The sequence below is a fragment of the Kitasatospora sp. NPDC047058 genome, from assembly GCF_040643935.1.
Classification (GTDB): domain Bacteria; phylum Actinomycetota; class Actinomycetes; order Streptomycetales; family Streptomycetaceae; genus Kitasatospora.
Genome location: NZ_JBEYVJ010000219.1, coordinates 1 through 12,076, shown reverse-complemented (window position 1 = coordinate 12,076; position 12,076 = coordinate 1). Strand labels below are relative to the sequence as shown.

General features: G+C 76.1%; 10 protein-coding genes. 6 read left to right on the top strand and 4 right to left on the bottom strand.

From position 1 onward, the window contains the following. On the top strand, nucleotides 1-919 hold a 919-nt coding region (sph, locus tag ABZ885_RS26525; RefSeq protein ID WP_360193481.1), incomplete at its 5' end, for a sphingomyelin phosphodiesterase. A 72-nt stretch (nucleotides 920-991) separates the two neighbouring features. Here the strand turns inward: sph and ABZ885_RS26520 are convergent. Continuing rightward, a complete protein-coding gene (locus ABZ885_RS26520) occupies nucleotides 992-1,240 on the bottom strand; it encodes a hypothetical protein (RefSeq protein ID WP_360193478.1) in 249 nt (82 codons plus the stop codon). Continuing rightward, nucleotides 1,237-4,386 (bottom strand): DEAD/DEAH box helicase, encoded by a 3,150-nt coding sequence (locus tag ABZ885_RS26515; protein WP_360193475.1) that lies wholly within the window; start codon nucleotides 4,384-4,386, stop codon nucleotides 1,237-1,239. The genes ABZ885_RS26520 and ABZ885_RS26515 overlap by 4 nt, the downstream gene beginning before the upstream one ends. Before the next feature lie 281 nt (nucleotides 4,387-4,667). Here ABZ885_RS26515 and ABZ885_RS26510 point away from each other — a divergent pair, with 281 nt between their 5' ends. Then, the gene (locus ABZ885_RS26510; protein WP_360193472.1) at nucleotides 4,668-5,996 is read left to right on the top strand and encodes an MFS transporter; all 1,329 of its coding nucleotides are present in this window, start codon (nucleotides 4,668-4,670) and stop codon (nucleotides 5,994-5,996) included. 31 nt (nucleotides 5,997-6,027) lie between these two features. Here the strand turns inward: ABZ885_RS26510 and ABZ885_RS26505 are convergent, their stop codons facing one another. Both ABZ885_RS26505 and ABZ885_RS26500 read right to left on the bottom strand, forming a co-directional pair. Further along, nucleotides 6,028-7,824 (bottom strand): serine/threonine-protein kinase, encoded by a 1,797-nt coding sequence (locus ABZ885_RS26505; RefSeq protein ID WP_360193469.1) that lies wholly within the window; start codon nucleotides 7,822-7,824, stop codon nucleotides 6,028-6,030. Between the two features lie 172 nt (nucleotides 7,825-7,996). Then, nucleotides 7,997-8,119 carry a hypothetical protein gene (locus ABZ885_RS26500; RefSeq protein WP_360193466.1) on the bottom strand — a complete coding sequence of 41 codons (123 nt, stop codon included), beginning with the start codon at nucleotides 8,117-8,119 and terminating at the stop codon, nucleotides 7,997-7,999. Between the two features lie 74 nt (nucleotides 8,120-8,193). Between ABZ885_RS26500 and ABZ885_RS26495 the strand changes: the two genes are divergently transcribed. The 4 genes from ABZ885_RS26495 to ABZ885_RS26480 all read left to right on the top strand — a co-directional run bounded on the left by ABZ885_RS26495 (nucleotide 8,194) and on the right by ABZ885_RS26480 (nucleotide 11,950). Then, the gene (locus ABZ885_RS26495; RefSeq protein ID WP_360193463.1) at nucleotides 8,194-8,385 is read left to right on the top strand and encodes a DUF1508 domain-containing protein; all 192 of its coding nucleotides are present in this window, start codon (nucleotides 8,194-8,196) and stop codon (nucleotides 8,383-8,385) included. Nucleotides 8,386-8,519: 134 nt separating this feature from the next. Then, nucleotides 8,520-9,779, top strand: a complete 1,260-nt coding sequence (locus tag ABZ885_RS26490; protein WP_360193460.1) for a glycosyltransferase family 1 protein — start codon at nucleotides 8,520-8,522, stop codon at nucleotides 9,777-9,779. Further along, entirely contained in the window at nucleotides 9,776-10,960 is a 1,185-nt protein-coding gene (locus ABZ885_RS26485; RefSeq protein ID WP_360193457.1) for a glycosyltransferase, read from the top strand. Before ABZ885_RS26490 ends, ABZ885_RS26485 begins: the two co-directional genes overlap by 4 nt. A 105-nt stretch (nucleotides 10,961-11,065) precedes the next feature. Further along, a complete protein-coding gene (locus ABZ885_RS26480) occupies nucleotides 11,066-11,950 on the top strand; it encodes an SGNH/GDSL hydrolase family protein (protein ID WP_360193454.1) in 885 nt (294 codons plus the stop codon). Nucleotides 11,951-12,076: the final 126 nt, after the last annotated feature.

Genomic DNA, 12,076 nt, shown 5'->3' with positions numbered 1-12,076 from the left:
CGGCGCCCCCGCCGCCTCGGCGGCCACCGCCGCCCCGGCCGGCACGGTGCCCGCGCTCAAGGTGCTGACGTACAACGTCTTCCTGATGAGCAAGAACCTGTACCCCAACTGGGGCCAGGACTACCGGGCCAAGGCCATCGCCGGCGCGGACGTCTTCCAGGGCCACGACGTCGTCGTGCTCCAGGAGGCCTTCGACAACGCCGCCTCCGACCTGCTCACCTCGCAGGCCTCCGCCGCCTACCCGTACCACACGCCGGTCGTCGGCCGCTCGACCAGCGGCTGGGACGCCACCAGCGGCAGCTACAGCTCGACCACCCCGGAGGACGGCGGGGTCACGCTGCTCAGCAAGTGGCCGATCCTGCGCAAGGAGCAGTACGTCTTCAAGGACGCCTGCGGGGCGGACTGGTGGTCGAACAAGGGCTTCGTCTACGCCGTGCTGGACGTCAACGGCGTGCGCACCCACGTGGTCGGCACCCACCTCCAGTCCACCGACACCGGCTGCTCGGCCGGCGAGCCGGCGGCGGTCCGGGCGGCCCAGCTCAAGGCGATGAAGGCGTTCATCGACGGCAAGAACATCCCGGCCGCCGAGCCGGTGGTGATCGCGGGTGACCTCAACATCAACTCGCACGACACCGAGTACCCCGCGCTGCTGGCCAACGCGGGCGTCGCGCCGGCGGACACCCGCAACGGCTGGACCAACTCCTTCGACACCGTCGACAACTCGATCGCCGCGTACCGCTACCCGGGCGAGCCGCTGGAGGACCTCGACTACGTCCTCTACCGTGCCGACCACGCACGCCCGGCGAACTACACCAACACGGTGGTCCGCTTCCACAGCTCGCCGTGGACGGTGAGCAGCTGGGGCAAGAGCTACACCTACAACGACCTCTCCGACCACTACCCGGTCACCGCCGGCTGACCGGCGTCCCGCGCGGTACGGGTCTTGAGCGGTGCTGGTCCCGGGCGGAGCTGGTCCCGGGCGGAGCGGGACTCAGCCGGTGCCGGTGAAGCGCCGGTAGGCCGGTCCGAGGGCGGCCTCCAGGGGGCGCCCTCGGACCGTGAGGCCGGACGGGCCGAGGGCGTCGAGGGCACCGGGCGCGGCGGTCTCCGCCTCGTCCGGCGGCGCGGGGATGCGCCCCTGCCAGAAGGTGTCGAGGCAGTCGGCCAGCGGCCGGTCACCGGGGGCCGGGCGGTCGGCGGGGGCCGGACGGTCGGCGGGTGCGGGCATCGGGCGGGTCACTCTCCGATGGCGTCGGCGGACAGGGCGAGCAGCTCGCGCAACCGCTCGGTGGACAGTTCGGCCAGCCACTGCTCGCCGCCGGTGCCGACCACGGCGTCGGCGAGGCCGCGCTTGGCCGCCAGCAGGCCGTCGATCCGCTCCTCGACGGTGCCGACGCAGACCAGCCGCCGCACCTGCACGTCGCGACGCTGCCCGATCCGGTGCGCCCGGTCGGTGGCCTGGTCCTCGACGGCCGGGTTCCACCAGCGGTCGAGGTGGATCACCTGGTTGGCGGCGGAGAGGTTGAGGCCGGTCCCGCCCGCCCGCAGCGAGAGCAGGAACACCCTTGGGCCGTCCGGGCGTTGGAAGCGCTCCACCAGGTCGTCCCGCCGCGCCTTCGGCACGCCGCCGTGCAGGTACGCGACCTCCTCGCCCAGCTGGCGCTGCAGGTAGGGCTGCAGCATGCCGCCGAACTCGGCGTACTGGGTGAAGACCAGCACCCGGTCGCCCTCGGCCAGGGCCTCCTCCAGCAGCTCCACCAGCCGCTCCACCTTGCCCGACCGCCCGGCCAACCCGGTTCCGTCGTGGAGGAGTTGGGCCGGGTGGTTGCAGACCTGCTTGAGCCGGCCGATCGCCGCCAGCACCGCCCCCTTGCGCTCCACCCCGCGGATGCCGCGGAGCCGCTGCAGCAGGTCGGCGACCACCGCCCGGTACAGGCCCGCCTGTTCGGCGGTGAGGTTGCAGCGCACCGTGAACTCCTGTTTGGCGGGCAGGTCCTGGGCGACCAGCGGGTCGCTCTTGCTCCGGCGCAGCAGGAACGGGCCGGCCAGCCGCCGGAGCCGGGCCGCCACCTCGGCGTTGCCGGACTGCTCGACCGGGATCGAGAAGCGCTCCCGGAAGGACTCCGCGCTGCCGAACAGCCCCGGGTTGGCGAAGTCGAGGACGGCGTGCAGCTCGGCGAGCCGGTTCTCCACCGGCGTGCCGGTGAGCGCGATCCGCGGCCCCGAGCGCAGCGACCGCAGCGCCCTGGACTGCCGGGCCGCCGGGTTCTTGATGTGCTGGGCCTCGTCCGCGACGATCCGCCGCCAGCGGATCCGGCGCAGTTCGGTGACGTCCCGCTGCACCAGCCCGTAGGTGGTGATCACCAGGTCGGCGGCCGGGTCGGGCGCGGCGCGGCCGGCGCCGTGGTGGACGTGCACGCGCAGTCCGGGGGCGAACCGGGCCGCCTCCCGCTGCCAGTTGCCGACCAGCGACATCGGGCAGACCAGCAGGACCGGCCCGCTCGCGCCGCGTTCCTGTTCCAGGGCGAGCAGGGCGAGGGTCTGGACGGTCTTGCCGAGGCCCATGTCGTCGGCGAGCACCGCACCGAGGCCGAGCCGGCCGAGGGCGTCCAGCCAGGCCAACCCCCGTCGCTGGTAAAGGCGGAGGGCACCGGTGAAACCGTGGGGGAGCTCGGGGATCCGGTCGGCGGGACCGGGCCGGCCGGCCAGCAGGTCGCCGATCGGGCCGGTGGCGTGGACCGCGGTGACGGGCAGCCCGTCCACGGCGGCGCCGTCGTCCACGGCCAGCCGGAGCAGTTCGGCCGGCTCCATCGTGCCGCGTCCGCGCTGGGCCAGGAACCGCACGGCGGCGGCCAGTTGGGCCTGGTCCACCTCGACCCAGCGGCCGCGCAGCCGGACCAGGCCCTGCTGGGCCGCCGCGAGTTCGGCCAACTCCTCCTCGGTGAGGGTGAGTTCGCCGAGCGACAGCTGCCACTGGAAGTCCAGCAGGGCGTCCCGGTCGATCCGGGCGTCGCGCTCGACCGCGCCGGGGGCGGTCGCCGGGGCTGCGGTGAGGGCCAGCCCGAGGCGGGGGCGCCGCTGCCACCAGGCCGGGAGCAGCACGCCGAAACCGGCCCGGGTGAGCACGGGCGCGGCCTCCCGGAGGAAGCGCAGGGCGCCGTCGCGGTCCAGGTCGAGGCCGGTGGGGCGGTGGCTCAGCAGGAGGGTGCGCAGCGGCGGGTGGACGCGCGCGGCGCGGCCGAGCTCGGCCAGGCAGGCCGCCGCCGGGTCGGCGACGGTCCGGGCGAGCGCGGGGTACCCGCCCTGCTCGGACCACAGGTCGGCGGCGGGCACGACCAGGGAGGGGCGGTCGGCGGCCTGGACCAGCAGGTCGAGCCGCCAGGAGTCGGCCGCGGCGTCGGTCCGGACCTCCGCGTCGTGGCCGAGCGGCTCGGTGAGGCGCAGGTTGAGGCGGACGGGGCTGTCGGCGGGCCGGGCGGCCTGCCAGGCGGCGAGCCGCCCGGGCAGGTCGGCGGGCGGCGGCACCGTCAGCCGTCCGTCGGCGGACCAGAGGGCGGCGAGCCAGGGTTCGGCGGGTGGCGCGAGGTCGACGAGGGCGGCCCGGGCCTCGCGGTCGACCAGGGTGTCGAGCAGGTCGGTCGCCAGGCCGGTGCCGGTGGGCGGGGCGGTCTCGGCGCCGTCCGCCCCCGGGCGGCCGGGCGGGTGGTGTTCGGCGCGGCAGACCGGCGGGCAGCCGGCGGCGAGGGCGGCCAGCTCGCGGCGGGCCGGGGCGTCCGGGGCGGGCCGCCAGCGGGCGTACCAGTCCCCCGGCCGCGTCTCCTCGACGACGGGCAGCAGCAGCCCGCGCCCGACCAGGCGCCAGGCGAGGTCGTGCACGGCGGACAGCCAGCGCAGCGAGGCCCCGTAGCCGAGCTCGACGGACTCGTTCGGCCTGTTCGGCGCACCGGGCCGGCCAGGTTCGCCGGCCTGTTCGGGCTCGCCGCCGGGCAGCTCGACGGTGGCTCCCGGCCGGTGCGGGTCGTGCAGCGCCCCCAGCAGCTGGACCGCCTCGGCGGGATCGAACAGCAGGGTCGGCACCCGCCAGGGGCTCAGCGCGGTCCCGCGCGGCGCGGCGCCGACCGGGAGGTCCGGCGAGGGGGCCGGCCGGTCGCCGAGGGTCGGCAGCAGCAGACCGGTCCAGCGTTCGGCTCCCTGCCCGGCCAGCCAGTCCAGGCCCGGCCCGATCGCCCCCAGCAGCTGTGCCACCTCCCCGGCGGTGCACGCGTACGGATGGGCACCACCCTCGGCCCGGCGGGCGGCCGGCCGCCCGGTGAGGTACGCGCGCGCATCCTCCGCCCACACCGCGAGGCGGCCGTCGGCTCGCCAGAGCGCATGCAGGGCGTACATCGGGGCGGGGCCTTCCGGGGCGGCGGGACAGCGGGCTTCCCACCCTAACGGCGAGGTCGGACAACCGGCCGGGGACGGCTCGGGCGCCGGGGCGGGGGGTGCGAGGAGGCCGAGGCGGGGGGTGTGAGGAGGCCGGGGCGGGGGTGCGAGGGGGCCGAGGCTAGGGGTGCGAGGAGGCCGGGCGGAGGCCCATCGGAGGTCTGTCGACATCAAGTATCTTGACGTCAAGATTATTGTCCGGCAGGCTGCTCCCCGACCACCGGAACGGGGAGGGCCACGCCATGCGACACCACGGGAACGGGCTGGCGGCGCAGCTGCGCCGGCCACCGGGCGGGCGGGACGGGCGGATCATGCTGCTCGCCCAGTTCCTGGACCGGGCCGGCACGGGCGTGTGGGCCGCGGCCTCGGTGCTCTACTTCACCTTCGTCACCCGGCTGGACGTCCGGCAGGTCGGCCTGCTGCTGGGCGTCGCCGCGGTGGCGGGCATCGCCGGGTCGCCGCTGGCGGGCCGACTGGCCGAACGGTTCCCGGTCCGCGGACTGCTGATCGGCAGCCACCTGCTGCGGCTGGGCACGATGGGCCTGCTCCTGGTCTGCGACGACTTCGCCGCACTGCTGCCGGTGATGGCCCTCACCTGCCTGGCCGAGCGGGCGGCCAAGACGCTGGAGATGCTCTTCGCCACCCGTGCGACGGGCGAGCGCCGGTCCACCTACCAGGCGCTCACCCGGAGCGCGGCCAACGCCGGGTACGCGCTGGGCGCCGGGGTCGCGGCGATCGGCCTGGCCGTCGGGACGGAGAACGCCTACCGGGCGCTCGTCCTGGGCAACGCCCTGTCCTACGCGGTGACCGCGGCCCTGGTCGCACGCACCCGGGAGCCACGCGACACCGCCCCGGCGACCACCCGGGCCGACGGGCCGGGCGCCGACGGGCCGGGCACCCACAGGCCGGGCACCGGCGGGCCCGAGCCGGCGCCGAATCCCTGGCGGGACGGCGGCTACCTGCGTTTCGTCCTGCTGGACATCCCGATGAACCTGGACGACTCGGTGCTCAACGTCGGGCTGCCGCTCTGGCTGATCAACCACACCACCGCGCCGCACGCCTTCGTGCCGGCCTTCCTGGTGATCAACACCGTCCTGGTGGTGGTCCTCCAACTGTGGGTCTCGGCACGGGCGGAGGGACCGTACCGGGCGGCGGCCGCGGTCGGCCTCTACGGGGTGGCGATGCCGGCGGCCTGCCTGGTCCTGGCCTTCGGCACCGGCGGCGGGGCCTGGTCCGCCTCGGCCGCCCTGCTGGTCTCGGCGGCACTGGTCACCGCGGCCGAGCTGCTGCGGTCGGTGAGCTCCTGGGAACTGGCCGTCTCGCTCGCCCCCGACCGGGCCCGGGCCTCGTACCTGGGCGTGGCCGGCATGTCCCAGTCGATCCAGAAGTCCGCCGGCCCGCTCCTGCTCACCGGCGTCGTGATGGCCGCCGGCCCTGCGGGCTGGCTGGGCCTCGGGGCCGCGGTCGCCGGACTCTCCGTCGTGCAGCGGCGGGCCTGCCTGCGCCGGCTGGCTGCGCTGCGGCCGGCGGGCGGGGCGGCCGCCGAACCGGTCGGCGCGGCTACGAAATGACCACTGTGTGCGGAGAGGTGTTCAGAAGGACTCAGGGGAGCTTCGCCAGGGCCTTCCTCATCAGGTCCTCGGCCACGCCGGTCGGCGGGAAGGGCGACCGGTCCGAGGCGAAGAACTCGACCAGGTACCCGCCCTTGGCGGTGGTGACCTTGTCCACGACGGCGGGGGCGTAGGTGGTGCCGTTCTCCGTGCAGGTGTAGGTCTCCCGGCGGGCCACCACGTCGCCGCCGATCGCCGGGGCCGGCAGGGCGTTGATGGTGACCACGCAGCTCTGCGAGTCGCTGCCGAACTTGATGTCCGCGGTGAAGGACGCGCAGTTGGCGATCTGGTCCCGGACCGCCTGCATCGAACGGGCGATCGTGGCGTCGTCGGCCTTCCTCAGCCCCTCGTTGAACTCGTGGCTCACCGCCGAACCACCCGACCCGCTGCGGGAGAACTCCGCGGTGTCATCCCACGTGTGCTTCCACTTCACCTCGCGGTTGCGGGCCTCGCAGGGCCAACTGCCTGCGGCGGGACGGCCGTAGCCCATGTCCCCGGCGCCGACGTTCTCCACGTACCCGGCCGGCAGGTCGCTCTTGTGGAGGAGCTTTGCCCGGATCTCCCGGGCCGGGGAGAAGTACGGCACGGCGATGGCGGCCGCGACCCCGGCCACGATGACGACGAGCGACACGGCGATCACCACCCAGGGCCACCGCGCCCGGCCGGCCGGTGCGGGGACGTCCGCCTCCGAGGTCGCGGGGGCGGCCGATCCCGAGGTTGCGGGGACGTCCACCGGTGCCGAAGGCGCGGACGCGGCCGGCGGCGCGGGCACGGACACGGACGTGGCGAGCCCGGCGTACGCGTCGATGACCCCCGTGGACCCGCCGTCCCACCCCTGGGCGGGAGCCGGAACCGGAACCGGAACCGAAGCCGGCACCGCGGCCGGTACCGGTACCGGAGCGGCAACCGGGGCGGCATCCAGCGGCCCGGGGCCGGGCGCCGCAGCGGTCCGCCCGAGCAGGGCGGCGGCCGCGTCGAGCGTGAGCCTCTGCTGCGGATTCTTGGCCATCAGGCCCGCGATCACCGGCGCGAGCGCACCCGCACGGCTCGGCGGCGGCACCTCGTCCGAGACCACGGCCAACAGGGAGGCCGTCGGGGTGCCGCGCTGGAACGGCGACCGCCCCTCGACGGCCTGGTACAGCGTGACACCGAGCGAGAACAGGTCCCCGGCCGGCCCGTCCTCCTCGCCCCGGATGCGCTCGGGCGCCATGTACTCCACCGAGCCGATGACGGCGCCGGACACGGTGAGCGCGGTCTCCTCCGACCGCAGGGCGATGCCGAAGTCGGCCAGCAGCACCTGGCCGTCGCCGGTGATCATGATGTTGGCCGGTTTCACGTCCCGGTGCACGATGCCCGCGGCGTGCGCCGCGCCCAGCGCCGACAGCATCGCGGACCCGATCCGGGCGGCCTCCGCGGGCTCCAACGGCCCGCCTGCCGCCAGCCGGTCGGCCAGCGAGCTCCCGGAGACCAGCTGCATCACCATCCACGGCACGCCGTCCGCCACGACCACGTCGTGCACGGCGACGACATGGGGATGGTCCCGCAGCCGGGCGGCACTGCGCGCCTCCCGCTGCGCCCGGGCCAGCCGCTCACCGGTCTGGGCGGGCGTCATCGAGGGCTCCAGCCATACCCGCTTCACCGCGACGTCGACGTGCAGGGTGGTGTCGGTCGCCTGCCAGACCTGACCGAATCCACCCGCGCCCAGCCGCCGGACCAGCCGGTACCGGCCGGCGATCACCAGCCCCTCGCGGGCCTCCTCGCCCGCCCCGTCGCGCACGGCCTCCACCACGATCCCCCCTCGTCGACCGGCGCCATGCTATCGACCACCCGTCAACGACCGGCCGCACCGGGCCCGGCCACCGGCGATTCGACACACCTGGGGATCGTGCAGCGGGGGCTCCTGGTTCCGCGGGAGTTCCCGGGGCGAAGGCTCGTGGTTCGCGCGCGGCAGCACGTCCGGACTACGGCCGACCCGGTCCCACGTCCGCGTCTCCCCGTTCCAGCGCCACCCGGCCGAGCTCCTCCCGGGCCATGGCCGCGAGCCGGACGGCGGCTTCGACCGGCACGGGACCCGTCTGGCTCATCTGGCGTGCAGTCAAAGGGGTTTGTGCATACGTTGCCGTTCGAGGGGGCAACCCGAACGAAAGGCGAACACTCCATGGCCGGCAAATTCGAGCTGTACACCGACGAGAGCGGCATGCACCGGTTCCGGCTCAAGGCCAGCAACGGGTCCGTCGTGGTGACCGGTGATCCGCAGGAGAGCCGGGACGACTGCATCAAGAGCATCGAGTCGATCCGCAAGCTCGCGCCCTACGCGGAGCTCAAGGAGGCGGCGGCCGGCCCGGCCTGAGCGCCCGGGCGCCCGCCGCGCGCGGCGGGGTGAGGGCGGGAACGCGGGTCGGTGATGCAAATCGCCGACCCCCGTTCGTTTGTACGACAGATCCCTTTGGCCGCGCGCACGCCGGGCCCGGACAGAACTCAGGCATGCGCGTCGTCATCGTCACCGAATCCTTTCCGCCCGAGGTCAACGGAGTCGCCCACAGCGTGCTGCGGACGGCCGAGCATCTGGTCCGCCGGGGCCACCAGCCGCTCGTCATCACCCCGGCACCCGCGCGCGGCGCCGACTGCCCGCCGCACACCTTCGGCGCCGGCCCCGCCCGGGAACTGCCGGTGGTCCGGATCCCCTCCGTCCCGCTGCCCGGCTACCCGCAGGTGCGGATCGCCCTGCCGAGCCGGCAGCTCACCACCGCCCTCGCCGGGCACCGGCCCGACCTGGTCCACCTGGCCAGCCCGTTCGTGCTCGGCGCCCGCGGCATGCAGGCCGCCGCCCGGCTCGGCGTCCCCGCCGTCGCCGTCTACCAGACCGACCTCGCCGGCTACGCGCACGCCTACCGGGCCGGGCGCGGGCTCGGCGAGGCCGCCGCCTGGCACCGGATCCGCGCCGTCCACCGGGCCGCCGCCCGCACCCTCGCGCCGTCCACCCCGGCGGCGCAGGACCTCACCGCGCACGGCGTGCCCCGGGTCCAGCTCTGGCCCCGCGGGGTGGACTCGGTCCGCTTCCACCCGCGTCACCGCGACGAGGCGCTGCACCGGGCGCTCGCCCCCGGCGGGGAGGTGCTGGTCGGGTACGTCGGACGGCTCGCGCCCGAGAAGCGGGTCGACCTGCTGGCCGCCGCCTCGGCGCTGCCCGGCGTCCGGGTGGTGATCATCGGCGACGGGCCGTCCGCGCCCGGGCTGAAGGCCGCGATGCCCGGCGCGGTCTTCCTCGGCCGCCGCACCGGCGAGGAGCTCGCCCGCTGCTTCGCCACGCTCGACGTGTTCGTGCACACCGGCCCGCTGGAGACCTTCTGCCAGACCATCCAGGAGGCGATGGCCAGCGGCGTCCCGGTGATCGGCCCGGCCGCCGGCGGACCGCTGGACCTGGTCGCCCACCACCGGACCGGGCTGCTCGTGCCGCCCCGGGACGGTGCCGCCGTGGCCCGGGCGGTCGAGACCCTCGCCGCCGACCCCGGGTTGCGGGCGGTCTACGGGCGCGCCGGACGGGCGGAGGTGACCGCCCGCACCTGGGAGGCGGTCGGGGACCTGCTGCTGCGGCACTACGCGGAGGTCCTGGCCGAGCACCGGGGCACGGCGGCGGTGGCCCCGGCGCTGTCGGCCGGCGCCGCGGTCCTGCCCTCCGACGCCCCGGTGCTGCCGGGCGCGCCCGCGGTGGCGGCCCCGGTGGTGGAGGAACTGTCCGCATGACCGGCCCCCGGCGCCCCCTGCGGATCGTCCGGGTGGCGAACTTCGTCACCCCGGTCTCCGGCGGGCTGCGCACCGCCCTGCGCCACCTCGGCGCCGGCTACCGGGAGGCCGGGCACGTGCCGGTGCTGGTCGTGCCCGGCGAGCGGCGGTCGGAGGAGGAGACCGAACAGGGCCTGGTCGTCACCCTCCCCGGGCCGGTGCTGCCCGGCAGCGGCGGCTACCGGCTGCTCACCGACCGGCAGGCGGTCGCGCACGAGCTGACCCGGCTCGCGCCCGACCGGCTGGAGGTCTCCGACCGCACCACCCTGCGCTGGACCGGCGGCTGGGCCCGCCGGCACGGTGTCCGCTCGGTCATGGTGTCGCACGAGAGCGCCGCCGGGCTGCTCCGCACCTGGGGCCTGCCCGGCCCGCTCGCCGGCGCCGCCGCCGACCGGCTCAACGGGCGCACCGCGCGGGCGTACGACACCGTGGTCTGCACGACGGACTGGGCGGCCGCCGAATTCCGCCGCCTCGGCGTACGGAACGTGGCGCGGGCGCCGCTCGGCGTGGACCTCGGCGCGATGCGGCCGCCCACGGCCGGGCAGCGGGCCGACGACCGGGCCCGGTACGCCCGCCCCGGGCAGGCACTGCTGGTGCTGTGCTCGCGGCTCTCCCCCGAGAAGCACCCCGAACGGGCCGTCGACGCGCTCGCCGAGCTGTGCGCGCGGCGGCTTCCGGCCGTCCTGGTGGTGGCCGGCACCGGACCGCTCCGGTCCCGGCTCGCCGCCCGGGCCGCGCGGCTCGGACTGCCCGTGCACTTCCTCGGGCACGTCGGCGGGCGGGACGCCCTGGCCCGGCTGCTCGGCTGCGCCGACGTGGTGCTCGCGCCCGGCCCGGTGGAGACCTTCGGCCTCGCGGCGATGGAGGCGCTCGCCTGCGGCACCCCGGTGGCGGTCAGCCGCTCCTCGGCGCTCCCCGGGCTGATCGGCCCGGCCGGGATCGCCGCCGAGGACACCGGCGCGGGCTTCGCGGACGCCGTCCGCGAACTCCTCGCGCGCCCGGAGGCCGACCGGCGCCGTACCGCCCGCGCCCAGGCCGAACAGTACGGCTGGCCCGCCGCCGTCGCCGCCTTCCTCGCCGCCCACGGCGCGGGACCGGCCCCCCTCCCCGGCACGGCACCACCGACGACCCGGCACCGATGACGGGCCGCGCGCGCCCGGGCAGCCGGCGCAGCGTGCGGAGTGGGACATCGGACGGGCCGACTTCCCGTGCCGGTGGATGTGGGGACGAGGAGCAGGAGGCGGGCAGTGAGCACGGTGGTGGTGGCGGGCCAGGACGGGGGGACGGTTCCGGAACGGGAGGCCGGGCCGGTGCGGTTCGTGGCGCTCGGCGACTCGCTCACCGAGGGCGTCGGCGACCCGGTCGCCGAGGGCTGGCGGGGCTGGGCGGCCCTGCTCGCCCGGTCGTTGGCGCCGGCCGGGGTGGGCGTCGAGTTCACCAACCTCGCGCGCAGCGGCGCGCTCAGCACCGACCTCCGCGCCGGGCAACTGCCCGCCGCGCTGGAGCTGCGCCCGGGGGTGGCGGCCGTCGTGGTCGGGGGCAACGACACCCTGCGGGCGGGGTTCGAGGTCGGCCGCACCGCCCGGGAGCTGGACGCCACCCTCGCTGAGCTGTCCCGCAGCGGCGCCCTCCTGCTCACCGCCTGTCTGCCGGACCCGGGCGCACTGCTGCGCCTCCCGCCGCCGCTCGCCCGTCCGCTGGCGCGCCGGATGCGCGCGGTGAACACGGTGGTGCACGCCCTCTCCGTCCGCCACCGCGCGGTCCACCTGCACATCGCCGAGCTGCCGTGGTCGGCGCAGCGGCACCTGTTGAGCGTGGACCGCCTCCACCCCAGCGCCGAGGGCCACCACCTGATCGCCCGTGGGTTCCACGAGTTGCTCATCGCTGCGGGCCGGCCGCTCGGTCCGGCCCCGGCGGCGGAGCCCGTCGAGGCGCCGCCGGGGCGGCTGGCCGACCTGTGGTGGATGGCGACGCGCGGCACCAGCTGGGTGGCCGAGCGCAGCACCGACCTGCTCCCCGGTCTGCTCGCCCTCGCCGCCGTCGAGGGCTACGCCCGGCTCCGGGGCGCCTCCGGCCGCCACGACGAACAGATGGCCCGTGCTGCGGACGCGGCGCTCGCCTCACTCGGGTGAGCGGGACTGGCCAGCCTAGCGAGGCTAGTAGCAACGCCGTTCAGTTAGGGCGGCCTGGGCGGCGTCAAGGGTCGATTGTGAGCATGCTGATGCTGATGGTCGCTTTGTAGGTGGCTCGGTCGATGG

Coding starts and splice junctions, on each gene's coding strand:
- ABZ885_RS26495 (WP_360193463.1), top strand. CDS start 8,194: ATGGCCGGCAAATTCGAGCTGTACACCGACGAGAGCGGCATGCACCGG.
- ABZ885_RS26500 (WP_360193466.1), bottom strand. CDS start 8,119: ATGAGCCAGACGGGTCCCGTGCCGGTCGAAGCCGCCGTCCGGCTCGCG.
- ABZ885_RS26485 (WP_360193457.1), top strand. CDS start 9,776: ATGACCGGCCCCCGGCGCCCCCTGCGGATCGTCCGGGTGGCGAACTTC.
- ABZ885_RS26490 (WP_360193460.1), top strand. CDS start 8,520: ATGCGCGTCGTCATCGTCACCGAATCCTTTCCGCCCGAGGTCAACGGA.
- ABZ885_RS26510 (WP_360193472.1), top strand. CDS start 4,668: ATGCGACACCACGGGAACGGGCTGGCGGCGCAGCTGCGCCGGCCACCG.
- ABZ885_RS26515 (WP_360193475.1), bottom strand. CDS start 4,386: ATGTACGCCCTGCATGCGCTCTGGCGAGCCGACGGCCGCCTCGCGGTG.